The following is an 18,210-nucleotide window of genomic DNA, read 5'->3' on the forward strand; positions in this document are numbered from 1 at the left end:
GCGATCCGCCCGTCGTCGATCCACACCACCGGCCGGTTCCACTCCGAGACCTCGGGATACACCGCACGGCTGGGCCCGTCCTCGGACTCGTACGGGTTCTCGCGCAGCCAGGCGGTCAGGCTCCACACCGCCGGCATCCCCCACGGCTGCCACAGCGGTGAGGTCGGCACGGATCCGGTCCATGTCGGGCTCATTCTCGCGCAGGTCCGCCTCGGTATCGTCCAGCGAGAAGCCCCCTCCGGTCGTCGGCACCGGACCAACCTCACCGAGCACGCCCCCGACAGACCCAGAAGATCCAAACCGCTGGGACCCGCTGAGCCGGCAGGCTGTTGACCTGTGCGTTTGTGTTGCGGTCGTTGTCCGTGACGTAGCTGGTGAGGGCATTGGGGGGCCTTTCGGCACGGGCCGATCGTTACCGACGCGGGATTGCTCGTCGACGGTCTCTCGGAGGGTCTCCCGGGCGTCGGCCACGTCGGCAGTCGGAGGCTGCGGAAGAGGTATCCAGTGGCACGCGCGGCGGCCTCTTCAGTAGGTTCTGCGGATGCGGCATTTCGCGGACATCGAAGATCTGTCGGGGCTCGTGCGTGACGCACTGGGAGCGGGACGCCACGTTGTCGCGGTGGACCGGTTGCGCGGGGGAAGCAAGAAAGGGGTGTACCGGGTCCGCCTGGATGGAAGCCACCCGGCGAGTGTGATCATCTACAGCTGGGCCAAAGCTGAGAACTTCTGGCCAGGCGCGCACGAAGCCGACCCGGCCGACCCGTTCGCACCCGCCTCCGGGCTGGTACCGTTCCTGACCGCGCAGCGAAGCTTGAACAGCCTCGGGGTGCGGGTTCCGCAGGTGCTTCTGGCGGATGACAGCCGTCGCCGGTATCCGGCGGACGTCGCCGTGGTCGAGGATGGCTCCGGTGGCACGCTCGAAGCACTCTTCAAAACCGATCCCACGCGCGCCGCGGGAGCCCTGGGCGACCTCGCTGAGATGCTTGAGGTGATGCACCGGCACCAGGCCCAGCACTACGGCAGGGTGGACCTGTTGGAGCGGGACGGCTCCGCATCCGAGATCTCGTGCGAGCGACGGGTCCTCGACCGCGCCATGCGGGACCTTGAGGAGGCGGCGAGGCGTGACGGCAGGATCGCGGCAGCCGGCACGGCATTGTGCGACCGCCTGCAGGAACTGGCTGATCGGGTGAGCCCTCGCGCGCGATACGGACTGATCCACGGTGAACTCGGACCCGACCACGTCCTGGTCGACGCCGAAGGTCACCCTGTCCTGATCGACATCGAGGGCCTGATGTACTTCGACGTCGAGTGGGAGCACGTCTTCCTCCAGCTCCGCTTCGGCGAGTGGTACCCCGCACTGGCCCGGCCCGGCCTCGATCCGCAGCGCCTCGACCTCTATATGCTCGCGATGCGTCTGTCGCTGGTGGCCGGTCCATTGCGTCTCCTCGACGGCGACTTCCCCGACCGGGCGTTCATGCAGGGGATCGCTGAGCACAACCTGAAAAAGGCGCTGGCGCTCCTGCCGTTGACGTAACCGGATACACAGGGCCGCGCCGAGCACCCGCCTACTCGACACGATCAGCTCGAACGGGTGGGCGGGGAAGCTGACGCCGGCGGTGGGGCACCGGGTGACCGTCGACAGGGTTGCTTGCGCCTGCCCGTGGTGAGTTGGTACGGGTCGTCGCGGCGCGTTGTTCGCCGAGGGGCACGGGCGAGTTGCTCGCGGAGTTGTTGGTTCTCTTCGGTGAGCCGCCGGATGCGCGCGTAGGCGGCTTCGAGCCGTCGCAGCAGCGAAGCATCCGAAGTGCGCTGACGTGCGGGAACCGGCGATATGGGTTCCCGACGGTGTGCTGCCCGTAGTCGCTCGATCTCTGCTCGCAGATCCGGCTGGGCATGGACCTGGACCGGGATACTCCGGCCTGCTTCGCGACGGTCTCGAATGTGACCGGGCGACGCCGCTCAATGCGGCACTGGGCGAGGAAGGCGGCACCCGCTCCTGGGACGACGCCCGCACGTTCGGGTTCGTCTCCGCCGGCGGCGGCAAGTGGTTCTCCCAGGGCCTGCGTCGACCGCAACCGGGTCATCGGATCAACGTCTACATCCCCAAGGTCGGGTACGTCGGGATCGGCGAAGTGTGCGGAGAACGAGCACCCTTCGCGGACGCGATGGTGGGCGACGGCTCGGTCCGCCTGGCCGAACAGCAGCTCGTCGGAAGCTACCGCCACCAGGGAGACGAGAACGATCCCGACGTGGCCGAGTACGTATTCCCCGTCCGCCGGCTCAAGACGGTCGACCGAGCCGACGCCGTGACGGCCAAGGGCATATTCGCCCTCCAACTCCCGATCTGCCGCCTCACCAACGCCGCCACACTCGCGGTCCTCAACACCGAGTTCTTCCCGGAGCAGGCCGGCCGCTGATCGCGGCCAAGTGACGTTGGCGCCGACCCCGATGACACTGTCCCGAAGTCGCGGCTGTCCTCGATCCGTTCGATCGTGGCGGTTACCGCCGGCACGGACGCGCTCGAGAAGGATGACGCCGGATACATCCTCTCCTTCATGTTCGCCGCCCTCGCCGTCTGGTTGGCCGGCACGCGGGAAAACGGCTGGGCACCGAAGGAGCACGGGCCGCCCTCGAGTGGGTCCGCACCGAACTGGGCCCGGACACGGCCGAGTCCGCGATGGTGGTGGCCGGCAGGATCGGCCATCCCGACGCACCCGACCCAACCGTTTGCCTGTGGTGCTCCATGCCTGGCACGGAGGGCCGGCGATCAGCCCGCTCACAGCGGTCACGAAGGGGCGGACGGGGTGGACGGCGATGTCCGTGCGCAACGTCGCGTGTCCGGCGACGAGTCGTGTCGCGCAGGCCGACTCGTCCCATTCGAGCCCGAGATCGATCGCTCCGAGTTCGCGCAGTCCCTGGCTCCAGCCACCCGGTCCGGCGAACAGGTCCAGGATCATGCGGCCTTCCCGTAGTCGGCCTGAACGGGGGTGCCGGATCGGCAGGCCCAGGGTGAGCAGCCGTCCGGGTCACCGGACTCGAGTTCCGCGTCGGCAACAGCGCCGAACACGTCGCCCTGCCGAGAGCGCCACTCGTGTCCGGTGACCCGGTCGATCGGTGCGATCGACAGCGGTGGCAGGGACCGGTGCAGATACGCCTGCCCGAGGAGCGGACTGCCCTCGGCGGTGGGGCGCGCGTTGCCCGAGCGTATGGCGGCGTCGAATGCAACGACGTCGTCCCACTCCTGTCGGGGATTCGTCGCGCAACGCTCGCCATTGCTGGTTTCCGTGGAACGGGCATGTTATTGAGACGGTCAGCTGCCTGAGGCCGTTGGGGCCAGACGACCTTTGATCGAGCCAACTGCCGCCACGGGCCACGACCCCGAAGGCCACGCTTGATGCTTTGAGCCCACGCACACACGTCGGATGAATTCGGTTGCGGTGGTGCCGGTGGGCCCGATGAGGTAACTCCATGGGAGATACCACGGAGCAGGAGCAGCGGGCGAGGGCAGAAGAAGAGCGTGTGGTCGCGGGGCAACCGGCTCCATGGCGGGGGCCGGCTGTGCTCGTGGCCCTGATGCTGGCCGCCTTCACCTTCAACACTGCGGAGAATCTGCCGGTCGGCCTCCTGGAACTCATCTCCGAAAGCCTGTCGGTATCGGTGTCGGCAGTCGGTCTGTTGGTGACCGGATACGGTGTGACGGTGGCCGTGGCGTCCGTGCCACTCGCCCACCTCGTGCGGGCCGTGCCTCGACGTCATGTGCTCACGGGAGTGCTTGCCGCGCTCGTTGTGTCCAGCCTCATTGCGGCCCTGGCGACCTCCTATTGGCTGCTCCTTGTGGCGCGACTGCTGACCGCGCTCGGCCAGGCGTTGTTCTGGGCCGTGATGGGGCCGGTCGCGGTGGGCCTGTTCGCGCCCGAGGTCCGTGGACGTGTGGTCGGGGCGCTGTCCGTCGCCGGTTCGCTCGCCCTCGTGCTCGGTGTTCCCGCCGGGACCTGGCTGGGCCGGCAGGGCGGCTGGGAGGTACCCGTCGCCGTGTTGGCGGCTCTGGGGCTCGTTTCTTTGGTGACGATCGCCGTTCTGCTGCCGACGTCGCGTCCGGAAGAAGAGCGCGCCGCCTACGGAACCAGTCCCGACGCCCGCCGGTTCAAGACCGTGTTGGTGGCCGGGGCCCTGTCCGCCACGGGGGCGTTCGCGGGATTCACCTACATCGGGAAGTTCCTGGGCGACGTGAGCGGGTTCTCCCCAGGGACGGTTGGCATTCTGTTCGTGGTCTTCGGTGTTGCGTGTCTGACCGGGGTGGGCATCACCGGGGCACTGCTGGACCGCTTTCCGCGGTCTGCGTTGGCCACAGCCGTGGCCACGCAGGCGGTGGGCATGCTCGGCCTGTACGCGGCCGGCACCGATCCGGTGGCCGCGGTGGTCTTCTTGGCGCTGATGGGCGGTGCGCTCGGGCCGGTGTTCATGACGACCCAGAACGAGATGTTGCATTGCGCGCCGGGCCGCACGGATATCGCACTCGCGGCGAACTCCGGTGCCTACAACGCCGGCATCGCGGCGGGCGCCGCGCTCGGGGCACTGATCCTGCCGCTCGCCGACGTGCGGGGCGCCTTCCTCGCCGGCGGGCTGCTGACCGTCGGGGCCTGCGCGGTGCTACTCGGGGGCGGGCTTCCGCCCGGCCGTGACGACGGACGGAACAACGGGGACGGCGACCCGACGTCTCCTGGCGGACTACGGATGGTTGCCTGATTGATGCCCGCGTGGCGTGATCGTCTCCACGAGTTGCTACCGGGCGGCGTTCGACTTCGAGTTCACCGTGGACAGCGCGCTGGCGGACGGCGACGAAGTCGCGGTCCGGTGGAGTTGGGTGGGCAGGCACATCGGCGACTTCGGCGGCATACCGCCGACGAACGAGAACGTCTCGTTCACCGGCATCACGAACTTCCATTTCCGTGACGGCAAGATCGTGGAAGGCTGGTGGAACTGGGACAACCTCGCGATGCTCCGCCAGGTCGGCGCGATCACGCCGTAGCGCCGGCTCCGGCCACGGTCGCTTCGGAGCCACGCGACCACACGGCCATATCCCGGCGGCCAGGGCCCGCTTCCCGTCGTCCGTGGCGCGGTTCCGACGACCTCGCGACGTCCTCCCCACCGTCGGACGCCCAGGAGCGAAGGGCTCTCGAAGACCGCCCCGCCGAACGCGTGGCGGAACGTCCGGCCCGGGCTGGTGTCCGCGTCCGGCCGGAGCCACGGGCTGATGTCGACCGCGAGGACGAGTCGTCCGTCGGCCGCGCGATGACCGGGCGGGCCGGGCCCCGGAAGGGCACCGGGAATGCGCAGCGCGTCCGCGATCCGTTCGATGGTCTCCAACACGGTCATCGTCGCCTCCCCGCGCGCGATCTTGGAGTTCGGGATGCTCGGCGCCGGCGCCGTCCAACACCGTCTACGCCTCGAGGGAGGTCTCCGGTGACGACGAGGTCGTCGTGGGCCAGGCCCCCGACGGCGAGCCTTTCCCGGCCGGGGTGGGGTGGCCAGGGGGCGGATCAGGGCAAGGTGGGTGACCGCTTGGCGGCGGGCGTCCGGTCGGCGCCCCACCTCGGCGAGTTTCGTCTCCAACTCCTTGTGGCGCGCGGAGAGTTCCTCGGGCTCGTGTTCAGCCTCACGCACGGTTCCCGTACCGACGACGCCATCCGGCGACTGCCTCGCTCACCCTCGCCGCAGGCGCGGCGATCCGCGCCCGGGATGCGCAATGATGACCCGCCCGGACAACCCGTACGCGCGAAACGCCCGCCTTCGGGACGATCCCTGTCCGAACCCGGCCGAGCGGACTGCCCCAGGCGGGTCGAGAGGGTGGTGGCGACGGTGCTCGGCCCGGGTGGGGGCGCAGGGCGCGGCCGGTGCCCGAGGGGCGGGGCGGCCGGCCGCGACGTGTCGACGGGGACGTTCGGGCCCACACGCGAACACTCCGCGACCCGGCCCACGATCGCGCCCGCCCGACCACCCGGCCGGGGTGCCGCGCCGGACCGGGGTCGTGTGTTCACCCGATCCGCCGTGCCAACCGCCCTCGGCGGCGGTGTCCGACGGCCTGCCGGGCCTGCTTGAGGACGCCGCCACGTGTCCGGTCGAGGTCGGGCCAACGCTCGGTTCCGGGGGATCTTCAAGACCGTCCAACATCGGTCGATGTTCGCCCAGTTGCCAGCCGACCGCCGGCACCACCCGGCTGCCTGCGGCCATCCGGGGATGATTTGTTCGAGTTCGCCGACACTCGCGGCTTAACGACTGGAACTTCCGGCCGCGTGTACTAGGATCCGCCGCTAGCATCACTCGATCAACCGTTTCACCCAATCGATGAGGAGGCCCGATGATCGGCGTGCTCGTGACTTTCACACAGACCGACAAGTTCGATCGTTCAACCCTCGCAAGGATTGCCGACGAACTCCGAGGGCCGTTCGAAGGCATGGCCGGCCTTCGCTTCAAGAGCTTCACGCTCGACGAAGACGGCGTTCAGGCAAGGAACTTCTACGTGTGGGATGACGAGGAGAAAGCCCGGGCCTTCTTTACGGAGGAGATCGTCGAAAAGGTGACGGAAATCTACGGCGTCCCGCCTAAAATCGAATACCTCGATATCCTGGGGTTCGTCGACAACTCCGGCACCTGATTCTCAAGGTGGAGAAGCGCCACCCGGAGATCCGCATCGTGTGGTCGGACGCGGCGAACATGACGCTCAACGTGCAGGACGATGCGTGTGGTCACGACGCCTCCTTCTTGCGCCGGCGCTCGGCAGCGCTGGTCAGGAGCCTGGTGTGCATCGCGCAGTGAACGTCACGGCGCCCAACAGCAGGACATGGCCTTCGCGTTGGGCCCGCAGGTGCACAATCGCGGTCCGGCCGCGGCCGGTGGCGAGCGGTCGGCGTGACGTTGACCCTGCCGGCGGAGTCTGTCGGCGACGCCGGATGCATCGAGCAGACCTGCCACCGCACGTTCCCCGGCACCCAGTCGGCGCCGGCGGCGGGGCCGAGCATGATCTCGGGTATGAATCGCTTGCCGTAATCATGACGCAGCCGCGGTCCGGGACACGGCGAAACATGCCAGGTCGCCCCCGTGCGGATGACCGCCTCACCGGGGTTGATGCCGGCCGCTTTCACCCATACGAGGACCTGCCCGTCCCCGGGAACCGGGCGTTCCACCTTGTCGACCCGCAACACGTCAATGCCGCCGAACTCGTCGTACCTGACCGCCATGGGCACGATCTCTCTCAGCCGACTCGCTGAAGCTGACAGGGGTGTGGGCTACGCCCGCCGGAGTTCGAGCACGGGAATGATGCGGATTCCGGCAGTCTGACGTGCGTACTCGGCAAAGCCGGGGTAACGCCGCGCCTGCTCGGCGTAGATGCGGTCGCGTTCGGCGCCGCTCAGGTCGCGGACGGTCACCTGGTAGGTCGCACTGCCGCGTTCGATGGTGCCCTCACCGGCGGCGGTCAGGTTGCGGTACCAATCCGGGTTGGTGGGTGCTCCGCCCTTGGTTGCGAAGACGTAGACGATGTCCGGCGCGGTGTCGTGCGGCAGGTACATCGTCGGGCTGACGTGCTCCTGCCCGCTCTTGCGGCCGCGGTGATGGACAAGGACCAGCGGAGCGCCCTCGAAGACCCCGCCGACCCTGCCCTTGTTCGCTCGGAACTCTGCGATGATCCTCGCGTTCCGGTCGAGTGCTTCACTCATGTCGAACTCCTGTCGTTCACGATCCGGATTGTGCATTGGGAGGATGAACTGTAGGGACGGAGCGGTTCCGCCTTGCGCTCGGCATTGACGCAAGCGCCGCTGCCCATCGACGTCGCCGGCGGCGGGAAGGCTTGACTGCCGCAGGATCGCTTCGAGACTCTCTCGCTGTTCGGTGCTCATGGAGGACCTTCTGCCGGGAGGCGGGCCACTGTGATCCCTTCCACCAGGTGGATGAGGAGATATCACCGGATCAGGGTGATTCGCACGGCCGGCCCACCCGCAGGACCAATCCTCTGCGGTGTGCCTTCTCGGTGCCATGGGACGTCTCGGCTCAGGAGGACATGGACTTGTCCACTGCCCCCTGCGACGTCACCCCCGCCCCGTGCGACATCGCCGACCCGGTCCTCTCCTGCCTGACAAACTCCGGGCACCGCCGTCCCGGCGGTGATACCGCGTCAGCCCAGCGCGCGGTCGAGGTTGAAGGCGGCGCTGATCAGCGAGAGGTGGGTGAAGGCCTGGGGGAAGTTGCCCAGCTGTTCTCCGGTCGGGCCGATCTCCTCTGCGAACAGACCGAGGTGGTTGGCGTAGGTGAGCATCTTCTCGAAGGCGAGCCGAGCCTCCTCCAGCCGGCCTGCGCGGGCCAGCGCCTCCACGTACCAGAAGGAGCAGATCGAGAAGGTGCCCTCGGGGCCGTGCAGGCCGTCCGGGCTGGCGGCGGGGTCGTAGCGGTATACCAGCGAGTCGGAGACCAGGTCCGTGGTGAGCGCGTCCAGGGTGGAGAGCCACTTGGGGTCGGTGGGCGAGACGAACTTGGCCATCGGCATCATCAGCAGCGAGGCGTCCAGCACGTGGTCGTCCAGCCCCTGGACGAACGCCCCTCGCTCGGCCGACCAGCCGCGCCGCATGATTTGCCGGTAGATCGCGTCCCGGGACTCCCGCCAACGGGGCAGGTCCGCCGGCAGACCGCGGCGGTTCGCCATCCGCATCGCGCGCTCAAGCGCCACCCAGCACATCAGCCGCGAGTACACGAAGTTCCGCCGGCCCGCCCTGGTCTCCCACACCCCTTCGTCGGGCTGGTCCCAGTGCTCGCACAGCCAGTCCACCACGGCACCGACCTCGTCCCAGCGGTCACTGCTGATCGGCTGCCCCCACTTGTCGTAGAGGTAGATCGAGTCGATCAGCGCCCCGTAGATGTCCAACTGGAGCTGGCCGGTGGCGGCGTTGCCCACCCGGACCGGTGCGGAGCCGAGGTATCCCTCCAGGTGCGGGAGCTCGTATTCGGGCAACTCGACGCGGCCGTCGATGCCGTACATGATCTGCAATGGACCGCTCTCCCCCGTGCCCCGCAGGATGCCCCGCTCGGAGATGAACCCCATGAACGCCTCGGCCTCCGAGGTGAACCCCAGGCGCAGCATCGCGTAGACACAGAAGGCGGCGTCACGGACCCAGACGTACCGGTAGTCCCAGTTGCGCTCGCCGCCGATCTGCTCGGGCAGGCTCGTGGTCGGTGCGGCGACGATCGCACCGGTCGGCGCGTAGGTGAGCAGCTTCAGCACCAGCGCGGAGCGGTTCACCATCTCCCGCCACCGCCCGTGGTAGCGCGAACCGGCGAGCCAGTGGCGCCAGAACCGGACGGTGGCCTCGGCCTGCTCCTGCGCCTCGGCGCGTGGGCACGACCGGGCCGGGACGCCGTCGCCGATCTGGTCGAGGGCGAACACGTTGGACTCGCCCTCAAGGAGCTTGAAGTGCGACCACACGTCCAGGCCGTCGCTCTCCAGGGGTGCGGTGGCGGTCAGCGCGAGCGTCAGTGACGGGGAGCGGAACACCGCCGTGTGGCCTTCGAGGTGCGTGGTATGCGCTTCGGCGCCGTAGCCGAAACGAGGGGCGATCCGCGCCCTGAACGGGAGGGTTCCGCGGACGCAGATCACCCGCCGGATCAGCCGGTGCCGGGCCGCCTCGCGCGACTCGTCGACCACGGGCATGAAGTCCTGGATCTCCGCCACCCCGTCCGTGGCGAAGAACCGCGTGATCAGCACGTTCGTGTCGGGGAAGTAGAACTGCCTGGTGCGGGTCGGGACCTCGGCGGCCAACTCGAACGACCCGCCCCGGTCGGCGTCGAGGATGGACCCGAAGACGCTGGGCGCATCGAAGCGCGGGCAGCAGTACCAGTCGATGGTGCCGTTCGTACCGACCAGGGCGGTCGTACGAAGATCACCGATCAGGCCGTGCTCGGAAATCGGGAGGTAACGGGAGCCGTCCGCCTGCTCGAAACCAGTCGTGTCGAACGCCATACCGGCCTCCCTGCCACTGTGGCCTGGGCCTGGGCCTGGAGATGAATCCTTGCTTTTCATGCTAGCCCGCCACGTGAGGCGGGGGCCTGACGGAGCCCGTGCCGCAGGACTCGGCAGCCGCCTCGCTCACCGCATTCGTGAGCAGAGATGATCGGTAGCAGGGTCGCAGTGGCCGGGACGCCGATCTCACGGGGTATGGCGCCGGCCGGGGTGGGAACGTCGACGAGCCGTTCCGGCAGTTGGTCGAGCGCGGCTCGGCCGTCGTCGACTGCGGCCTGCTCGTCGTCGCCGAGGGCCCCGGCAACGACGGGTGCGGGCATTTTCAGTACGTGTTGTCGGATCGCGGCTGTGCGGCCGGCGGTGGTGGGAACGCCAATGTCGTTGATGAGTCCCGCAAGGACGTCGGGGTGCATCGGCTGTCCGGCTCGGCGACCGGGGAACTTTCTGACACCGTTTTATGGGCATGGTCCGGCGCAGATCCGGCCGCGAAGCTCCGCCAAGCGATCTTGCTTATTAATCGATCGGTTGCTGGGCATCTCCGTCCCAGTCGCGGAGCCCGGCATGCTGATTACCGGGGTCGGCAGTGTTCGCCTGTTCGCCAGTTCGCGGTGGCGGCGGCCATGACGGTGCTGAGCCTGTCCCGGGCGCTCACCAGATCGCCGATCCGGCTGTCGATGCGATCCCGTTCCGCCGAAAGCCGGTCGAGCAGCTCCGGCGTGGCCTCGCCGTTCACGACACACGGCAGCAGGTCCGCGATCGACTTGCTCGGCAACCCGGCGGCGTACAACTGCTGGATCAGCCGGACACGGTCGACCGCGCTGTCCGGGTACTGCCGCTGACCACCGGGGCTGCGTTCCGAGGCGAGCAGGTTCCGTTCCTCGTAGTAGCGCAGCGCCCGAACGCTGACTCCTGCCCTGGTGGCGAGGCCACCGATACGCATCATGTCTCTCCGATGTGAGCCGGACCACACTTCTTGCCTCTGACGTCAGCGTCAGGTCTTAGCGTATCCCGCGACGGCTCGCCCCCTCCGCCCAGACGGAGGACGAGACCGTGACCAGCCTGTTCGACAGCTTCCCCATCGGAAATGCGAAGGAAGATCCGCCCATGACCGCATCACACGCGCCGGCCACCGACGTGGCCGTCACCGCCCCCGCCCCCATCGTCTCGGTGAAGCCGGTGGTACTGGAAGCTCCGGGCCGTGGCGAGGGCCTGCAGGTGAGAATCTCCGCGCCGACAACGGGGAGCGAACTGCCGATCATCGTCTTCTCGCACGGCTTCGGGTCGTCCTTGAACGGCTACGGTCCCCTGGTCGACTTCTGGGCCGCTCACGGTTTCGTGGTGATTCAGCCCACCCATCTCGACTCCAGGACCGTGGGTCTTCCCCAGGACGATCCCCGCACACCGCGACTCTGGCGCTTCCGCGTCCAGGACATGAAGCGCATCCTCGACCGGCTCGACCTGCTGGAGGCCGCCGTTCCCGGTCTCGGCGGGCGCCTGGATCGAAGCCGCATCGCCGCGGCCGGACACTCCTTCGGGGGCCAGACGGCGGGCAATCTGCTGGGCCTGCGCGTCCTCGATCCGGTGAGCCAAAAGGCGGAAGACCTGTCCGACCCGCGGATCAAGGCGGGCGTGTTGCTTGCCACGGCCGGCAGGGGCGGAGCCGACCTGACCCCCTTCGCGGCCGAGAACCTCCCGTGGTTGAAGCGACCGGACTTCGCACACATGACCACGCCGACCCTCGTGGTCGCGGGAGACAAGGACGAGTCACCGCTGTCCGTCAGAGGGCCGGAGTGGCTCGCCGACCCCTACCACCTGAGCCCGGGGCGCAAGAGCCTGCTCACCCTGTTCGGGGCAGAACACTCCCTCGGCGGAATCGCCGGCTACGAAGTCCGGGAGACAACGGACGAGAACCCCGCGCGCGTGTCCCTGATCCAACGGGTCACCCGGGCCTACCTTCGCCACGCGCTGGGCATCGAGGACGCCGGCTGGACGACGGCGCAGAACGCTTTGTCGCAGAGCGTCGCCCCCATGGGGCGGATCGAATCCAAGTGAAACTCCGCAAAACGAACCACCTCCGGGGCGCTGCGGGCGGCGAAGGTGGCGTTCGCGATGTTCACGGCGATGGCGCGGGCCGCCTCCGCCGACGGGTACCGCCGCCGTACGTGGCGCAGTCTCGCCTGACCCGGGCTTTCGCCGAGCGGATCACATCCTCCACCATGGCCGCACTGCGAGATCGAGGCGCGCGGCATGTTCAGGTCGACCTCGCCGTATGGACGCATGCCACGGCGGACATTCCGCCGGCAGATCCCGCCAGACCAGGTTGTTGCGTTACCGGCCATCGGTCGGCCCCCACGAACATCCACATCACATCGAACGACCATCCCATCCTTCGGACACGGCCTGGCTCGCCTCGCGTACCCCACTCGCGATGTATGGGACGCGCGTTGGTGGCGACGCGAACCGCCGGCGAGCGACGTCCCCGTGGCGCGTCGAAGACCGGGACAAGGGCCGCTACTTCCGCGCCTCACCGTTTGAAATCGTCCGGCTTGTCGGCGTCGGGGGCCTGAGTGCTCCGAGATGGGCCGGATCGGCGGTCGCGGCACTACCAGACGACCGGGCCGTTCGTGTCGAAGAAGCCGCCGGTGGGGCCGTCGGCGCCGATCATGGCCATGCGGACGACGATCTCCGCTCCTTCCTCGACGCTTTGGGTGCCTCGGTGGCCGTTGAGGTCGGTGGCGGTGTAGCCGGGGTCGACGGCGTTGAACCGGATGGCGGGGAGAGCCTTGGCGTACTGCGCGGTGACCATGACCAGCGCGGTCTTGGAGGAGTTGTAGTCCAGGACCGTCACCTGGGACTCCACCCGGTCGGGGTCGGCGCAGGCCGCCAGGGAGCCCAGGCCGCTGCTGACGTTGACCACGACTGGGGCGTCGCTCGCTTCCAGCAGCGGCAGGAAGGCGTGCCTGACGCGCACGACGCCGAAGACGTTCGTGTCGTACGTGGTCATCATGTCGGCCGCAGTGACCTCGCCGACCCGGCCCAGCTTGCCCGCGCCGACGATCCCGGCGTTGTTGACCAGGACGTCGAGGCCATCGGCATCGGCCCGGACGAACGCGGCGGCAGCCTTGACGGAGTCCTCGTCGGTGACGTCGAGTCGGACGAAGCGGGCACCGAGCGTCGCGGCCGCGGTGCGACCCCGGTGGGCGTCGCGGCACCCGACGTAGATGGTGTGCCCGGCCTCGACCAGACGGCGTGCGGTCTCGAAACCGAGGCCCTTGTTCGCTCCGGTGATCAGTGTGGTGGTCATGTGCTCACTCCTTGCTCGGCGGCGTGGGTACGCCTCCACCTTCGGCGCATCGCAGAGCGACAGGCAGTGCCCGCTTCAGCCGGTGGACTGGCAGTACCAGGCCGGCCGGCCACGGCGTCGCGATACTGGGACGATGAGCGAATCCAGAGAGCTGGGCAGAGCCTTGCACGGTTGGCGGGACCGGATCACCCCCGCGACGGTCGGACTTCCCGCCGGCGGGGTACGTCGGGCCGCCGGACTGCGCAGGGAGGAACTGGCCCAACTCGCCGGCCTGTCGGTGGACTACATCACCCGCCTGGAACAGAGCCGGGCTACCTCCCCGTCGGTCCAGGTGCTGAGCGCGCCGGCCCGCGCCCTGCGGCTGTCGGCAGCCGAGCGTGAATACCTGTTTCTCCTGGCCGGCCAGCCGGTGGCGGGCCCCGGACAGGTGTCGGCGCACATCCCACCCGGGGTCCGCAGGTTGCTCGACCAACTGGAGGGCTCACCGCTGAGCGTGTATGACGCCGCCTGGAATCTGATCCTGTGGAACCCGCTGTGTGCCGCCCTGTTCGGGGACGGATCAGCGCTTCGCGGACGCGAACGCAACATCGTCTGGCGGCACTTCGCCGGTCTGTCGAGCCGGGTCAGCCACACCCCCGAGCAGGAAGCGCGCTTCGAGGCAGCCGTGGTCGCCGACCTCAGGGCAGCGACCGCCCGCTACTCCGCGGATTCGGGACTGCGCTCCCTGATCAAGGACTTGCGAGATGTCAGCACCGAGTTCGCGCGCCTATGGGACACGGGCATCGTGGGCGTCCACGAGTCGGACACCAAGACCGTGCATCACCCCGATGTCGGCACATTCACCTTCGACTGCGACGTACTGAACGCTCCCGGGAGCGATCTGCGCATCGTCGTCTACACCGCCGCTCCCGGCAGCGACACCGCCGACCGGCTCAGGCTCCTCAACGTCATCGGTACCCAGGTCATGACCGAAGACAGCACCACCGGATGACAGTCGGCGAGCGCACGCCGTCCCGTCGGCCGCCAACGCGCCGGCGCCCGCGAACGATGCGTCACAAAGGACGCCGACGCGAAAGGCGACCGGAAGTTCGCCGGTCTTGAACCGTGCCGCCGTACCCCTCACGCCGCGCCCCTGCCGCTCCGGAATTCGCGACTTCGGAGAGTGACAGCGGTCGGGCGCAGCAAGCCCTCCTGGTATCAGGTGGCCACCGCGTCGACGCGTTCATCGCCCACGTCAACACCACCGCCCACCACACCGGCCTCGAACCCATCCCGGTGTCCCCGGTGAGGCCGCACATGTTCCGCCGCACCATGAGCATGCTCGCCGCGCGCGAACCCGACGCCGAAATCGCCCTGGGCCTGCAACTCGAACACGCCGCCCACCGCGCCCTGGCCAACCGCCTCCACGGCTACGCCCAGCCGGATCCGGCGTGGGCCCGCGAGTTCGACAACGACCTCACCGACGCCGCGGCCGGCCGCCTGACCGAGTTCCTCACCGCCCGTGTCACGGGCGGTGCCGTCGCGGCCGGTCCCGGAGCCGACCGCCGCCACGAGGGCCTGGATCGGGTGAACGCCCTCCTCGACACCCCACCCGCCCCATCCGGCGGGGCCCTGCGAGGCCACGTCGCCGACGCGCACACCGTCGTCCGCCTGTTGCGTGACGCGTTCCCGAACCGGCACTGGGGCACCCTCAACCACTGCCTGTTCGACCCCGAACAGGCCGAATGCCACCGGCCCCTACCCAAGAGCGACCGCGGCGCCGGTCCGGTCATCGGCGCCTGCCATCCCGCCCGCAGAGCGTGGACGGGGCTTCGCCGTCGTGCATCACGTGATCGACGGATCACCGGATTCCCGCGACGACACCAGACCCCTGCGGTCGGAGGAATCCTGACGTCTGATCGACCGAGGGGAGCAGGCCACGTGACGACCACATGGTTTGCCTTCGGTGCCGCAGGCGGGGAGCCGCCGAGGATTGCCTGCAGAACCCCGGATTCCTCCCGACGGCCGGCCCGCAGGCGTGCGGACCGGCCGACAGGTCAGGGGGATCGGGGGCAATGACTCAGCCGCGCATGCCCGTTGCCGCGTTCAGCAGGGTGGTCAGGGGTCGTCGGCGTCGTGGCACCGACCATGACCAGCACGAAACCCGCCGCGGCGAGCGGAGTGAGCACCGGCGCGGCGTTCGTCAGCCACGGCACGACGACGCCGACCGCGCCGAGCAACTCGCAGGCCGCGACGAACCGGAGCAACGGCAGCGGGAACACGGCCGCCCCCGTCTGCCCCATCTCGAGGAGCTTCTCCCTCGACCGGGACACCTTCAGCGCCCCCGAATACGCGAAGACCACCGCCGCGCCGGCGACGGAGCGAAATCACCCGAACGCACCAACGGTTCCCGCGAAATCCCCCCGACGCACCAATCCCCGACGGGGCATCAGTTCCGTGTATCGGGCTCCGACGCGGGCACCCGCGCCCACGCCAACGGCGTGCGCCCCCAGGCTCCATCGTCACCGATCGTTGGAACTCCCCGGAATGCGGCGCGGAGCCGATCAGGATGGCCGTCGACGACGAGTGACACCCACACCGTGCCTCGCCGGGGCCGGCGCCGGTTCTCCGTGTGCCCGGAATCGCAGCCCGGGCATCGGGAGGACTGCGATCGGAATCGGAGCGGCTCGTCCGATCGGGTGATCCGAGGTCGAAAGGGGCGAGCGTTCGTCGAGAATGATGCCCGGGCATCGGCGGCGAAGCCTGGGGAAGGGGTCGGTGGTGGCTGAACGGCGTGTGGGTGTCCTGTTCTCCTCGGCGGCGTTCGCCGTCCGTCTTGCCTGGCTGGCCGATCGGCGGGCGCTGATCCATGTGGTCCTGGTGCAGGTTCTCCTGGCGGGCGCGATGGCCGGGGGGCTGGTTGTGGTGCAGGCGGTGCTCGGGTCGGTGCTGGCGCACGGTCCCGCGGCGGCCGGGCGGTCGCCCGTGCTGGTGCCCGCCGTCGTCGTGCTGCTGGTGGCGGGTGCCGCGGTGGGTGCCCTGCGGTTGTCCGGGGCGGCGCGGATGGCGGTGCTGACGGTGAAAGTGGACCGCCTGGTGGCGGGGATGGTGCTGGAGGCCGCGGCGGCGGCCGAGCTGCCGCGATTCGAGGAGCCGGACTTCCACGACCGGCTACAGCGGGCGGTGTTCGCCTCGCGCCGCCAACCCGCGATGGCCGTCGTCCTCCTCGTCACCGCCTTCCAGGCGGCCTTGACCGTGGTGGCGGTGGGCGGAGCCTTCGTGGTCATGGCGTGGTGGCTGCTCCCGCTCGTGCTGCTCGGCGCCCTTCCCGCGATCAGGGCGGCCGGCAACGAGCACAGCGCCCACCACGACCTGCACCACGGACTGTCGGAGAATCGGCGGCTGCGGGAGTACCTCGAACGTCTGCTCACCGGCCGGAACGAAGCCAGGGAGATCCGGGCCCTGGACCTCGCGGGAGTCCTGACCGGGCGCTGGCAGGACCAGTACGAGCGCGAGATCCGGGACACCGAGGCCCTGCTGAAGGCTCACGCCCGGCGCCGGATGGCCGCCCAGGCCACCGGAGCGACGTTGACCTGCCTGGCGGTCGGCGGTTTGTGGTGGATGGCCGTGCGTCACCTGCTGCCCGTGCCCGTGGCCGGTGCGGCCGTGGCGGGAGTGTGGCTGCTCTCGGTACGGCTCAACGCGTTCGCGGGCATGCTCACCGGTATCGGCGAGAACCTGCTCCGCCTCACCGATCTGAGCAGCTTCACCATCCCCACCTCCGACTTCTCGACCGCGGCGACGGCGCCGACATCACGGCGGAAACCTTCCACGAGGACGGAACTGGGGCTGTTGCGCGCCGAGCGCCTGAGCTACACCTACCCCGGCGCGGGTGTCCCCGCGGTGCGGGAGGTGAGTCTGGAGCTGCGGCCGGGGCAGGTCGTGGCCCTGGTGGGGGTGAACGGTTCGGGCAAGACGACGCTCGCCAATCTCCTGGCCGGGCTCCACCCGCCGGACGGCGGCCGGCTGCTGCACGACGGGGAACCGGTCACGGACCTCGCGGCCCATCGCGAGCGGACCGCGGTGGTCTTCCAGGACTTCACCCGCTACAGGCTCCCGGCCCTGGACAACATCGCCTTCGGCCGCCCCCACGCCGCCGCCGACCCCCGGCGAGCACGGGAAGCGGCCCGGCAGGCCGGGGCACTGGACTTCCTCGAAGGACTCCCGGACAGCCTGCACACCCCGCTGGGCAAGGAGTTCACCGGAGGCGCGGACCTGTCCGGCGGGCAGTGGCAACGCCTGGCCCTGGCCCGAGCCTTCTATCGCGACGCCCCCCTCGTCATCCTCGACGAACCCACCGCCGCCCTCGACGTCCAGGCCGAGGAGCAGCTCTTCACCCGCCTGCGCCGGCTGTTCGCCGGCCGCACGGTGGTCCTGATCTCGCATCGGCTGCGCAGCGTCCGCCATGCCGACCGCATCTACGTCCTGCAGGCCGGCCGCGTGATCGAGGAGGGCAGTCACGAGACGTTGCTGCGGGCGGGCGACCACTACGCGACCCTCTTCCGCACCCAGGCCGACGCCTACCGGGACACCGTCACCCCGTGACCCGCCGGCCACGGCCGCCATCACCCGATCGGAGATTCCCAGGTCGCGTCACCGGATTCGACACGAATGGGTGATGGACTCCTGCGCCGCCGACCCCGCATGGTGTTCGCATGATTACTTATCCGCAGGAGACGCGCCCGCTCACCCCCGACCCGGAGACGGTCGCGGAGATCGAGGAGATCTTCACCGACGCCTTCATCGCCCCCACCGCCTGCCGAATCCAAGGAGAAGGCTGCACCGGGTCCACCGGCTGTTGCCCCGGACTCGTGTGCGTGTCCACCAACGGCTTCAGCGGCTTCTGCCAGCAGCCGTAGCG

16 protein-coding genes and 2 pseudogenes are annotated in these 18,210 nt (G+C 69.2%); 10 read left to right on the forward strand and 8 right to left on the reverse strand.

Going from position 1 to position 18,210, the window contains the following annotated elements; all coding sequences use genetic code 11:
* Positions 1-541 precede the first annotated feature (541 nt).
* Positions 542-1,534, forward strand: coding sequence for a phosphotransferase (locus tag ABZ374_RS23490; protein WP_360314095.1), 993 nt, complete (start codon positions 542-544; stop codon positions 1,532-1,534).
* A 313-nt stretch (positions 1,535-1,847) separates the two neighbouring features.
* Positions 1,848-2,417, forward strand: coding sequence for a hypothetical protein (locus tag ABZ374_RS23495; RefSeq protein ID WP_360314299.1), 570 nt, complete (start codon positions 1,848-1,850; stop codon positions 2,415-2,417).
* A gap of 309 nt (positions 2,418-2,726) precedes the next feature.
* Here the strand turns inward: ABZ374_RS23495 and ABZ374_RS23500 are convergent.
* Positions 2,727-2,957 (reverse strand): annotated as a pseudogene (locus tag ABZ374_RS23500) (DNA cytosine methyltransferase); the annotation flags it as partial.
* Between the two features lie 616 nt (positions 2,958-3,573).
* Between ABZ374_RS23500 and ABZ374_RS23505 the strand changes: the two are divergent.
* The 4 genes from ABZ374_RS23505 to ABZ374_RS23520 all read left to right on the forward strand — a co-directional run bounded on the left by ABZ374_RS23505 (position 3,574) and on the right by ABZ374_RS23520 (position 6,816).
* Positions 3,574-4,746, forward strand: a complete 1,173-nt coding sequence (locus tag ABZ374_RS23505; protein ID WP_360314285.1) for an MFS transporter — start codon at positions 3,574-3,576, stop codon at positions 4,744-4,746.
* A 16-nt stretch (positions 4,747-4,762) separates the two neighbouring features.
* Complete coding sequence (locus ABZ374_RS23510) at positions 4,763-5,029, forward strand: ester cyclase (RefSeq protein WP_360314097.1); 267 nt, start codon at positions 4,763-4,765, stop codon at positions 5,027-5,029.
* A gap of 1,329 nt (positions 5,030-6,358) precedes the next feature.
* Positions 6,359-6,655 carry a hypothetical protein gene (locus tag ABZ374_RS23515; protein WP_360314099.1) on the forward strand — a complete coding sequence of 99 codons (297 nt, stop codon included), beginning with the start codon at positions 6,359-6,361 and terminating at the stop codon, positions 6,653-6,655.
* 8 nt (positions 6,656-6,663) lie between these two features.
* Complete coding sequence (locus tag ABZ374_RS23520; RefSeq protein WP_360314301.1) at positions 6,664-6,816, forward strand: hypothetical protein; 153 nt, start codon at positions 6,664-6,666, stop codon at positions 6,814-6,816.
* A 275-nt stretch (positions 6,817-7,091) separates the two neighbouring features.
* Here ABZ374_RS23520 and ABZ374_RS23525 read toward each other — a convergent pair.
* From ABZ374_RS23525 to ABZ374_RS23540, 4 genes and pseudogenes are all read right to left on the reverse strand, one after another.
* A pseudogene (locus ABZ374_RS23525) lies at positions 7,092-7,238 on the reverse strand (NADP-dependent oxidoreductase); the annotation flags it as partial.
* A 48-nt stretch (positions 7,239-7,286) separates the two neighbouring features.
* The gene (locus ABZ374_RS23530; RefSeq protein WP_360314101.1) at positions 7,287-7,895 is read right to left on the reverse strand and encodes a nitroreductase family deazaflavin-dependent oxidoreductase; all 609 of its coding nucleotides are present in this window, start codon (positions 7,893-7,895) and stop codon (positions 7,287-7,289) included.
* A gap of 275 nt (positions 7,896-8,170) precedes the next feature.
* Positions 8,171-10,006 (reverse strand): glycoside hydrolase family 15 protein, encoded by a 1,836-nt coding sequence (locus ABZ374_RS23535; RefSeq protein WP_360314103.1) that lies wholly within the window; start codon positions 10,004-10,006, stop codon positions 8,171-8,173.
* Positions 10,007-10,574: 568 nt separating this feature from the next.
* Complete coding sequence (locus tag ABZ374_RS23540; protein WP_360314287.1) at positions 10,575-10,946, reverse strand: MerR family transcriptional regulator; 372 nt, start codon at positions 10,944-10,946, stop codon at positions 10,575-10,577.
* Positions 10,947-11,110: 164 nt separating this feature from the next.
* Here ABZ374_RS23540 and ABZ374_RS23545 point away from each other — a divergent pair, with 164 nt between their 5' ends.
* Complete coding sequence (locus ABZ374_RS23545) at positions 11,111-12,058, forward strand: chlorophyllase (RefSeq protein WP_360314289.1); 948 nt, start codon at positions 11,111-11,113, stop codon at positions 12,056-12,058.
* A 550-nt stretch (positions 12,059-12,608) separates the two neighbouring features.
* Here the strand turns inward: ABZ374_RS23545 and ABZ374_RS23550 are convergent.
* Positions 12,609-13,310: an SDR family NAD(P)-dependent oxidoreductase gene (locus ABZ374_RS23550; protein WP_360314105.1), complete on the reverse strand. Its 702-nt coding sequence runs from the start codon at positions 13,308-13,310 to the stop codon at positions 12,609-12,611.
* 133 nt (positions 13,311-13,443) lie between these two features.
* Between ABZ374_RS23550 and ABZ374_RS23555 the strand changes: the two genes are divergently transcribed.
* A complete protein-coding gene (locus ABZ374_RS23555) occupies positions 13,444-14,301 on the forward strand; it encodes a helix-turn-helix transcriptional regulator (RefSeq protein ID WP_360314107.1) in 858 nt (285 codons plus the stop codon).
* Positions 14,302-14,507: 206 nt separating this feature from the next.
* On the opposite strand, the gene ABZ374_RS23560 is transcribed toward ABZ374_RS23555, so the two are convergent.
* Together ABZ374_RS23560 and ABZ374_RS23565 are read right to left on the reverse strand one after the other, a co-directional pair.
* Positions 14,508-15,041, reverse strand: a complete 534-nt coding sequence (locus tag ABZ374_RS23560) for a hypothetical protein (protein WP_360314109.1) — start codon at positions 15,039-15,041, stop codon at positions 14,508-14,510.
* Positions 15,042-15,346: 305 nt separating this feature from the next.
* Entirely contained in the window at positions 15,347-15,652 is a 306-nt protein-coding gene (locus ABZ374_RS23565) for a DoxX family protein (RefSeq protein ID WP_360314111.1), read from the reverse strand.
* 418 nt (positions 15,653-16,070) lie between these two features.
* Between ABZ374_RS23565 and ABZ374_RS23570 the strand changes: the two genes are divergently transcribed.
* Both ABZ374_RS23570 and ABZ374_RS23575 read left to right on the forward strand, forming a co-directional pair.
* Positions 16,071-17,894, forward strand: coding sequence for an ABC transporter ATP-binding protein (locus ABZ374_RS23570; RefSeq protein ID WP_360314113.1), 1,824 nt, complete (start codon positions 16,071-16,073; stop codon positions 17,892-17,894).
* 110 nt (positions 17,895-18,004) lie between these two features.
* Positions 18,005-18,208: a hypothetical protein gene (locus ABZ374_RS23575; protein ID WP_360314115.1), complete on the forward strand. Its 204-nt coding sequence runs from the start codon at positions 18,005-18,007 to the stop codon at positions 18,206-18,208.
* Positions 18,209-18,210: the final 2 nt, after the last annotated feature.

It is taken from the genome of Embleya sp. NPDC005971 (genome assembly GCF_040629175.1).
Classification (GTDB): domain Bacteria; phylum Actinomycetota; class Actinomycetes; order Streptomycetales; family Streptomycetaceae; genus Embleya.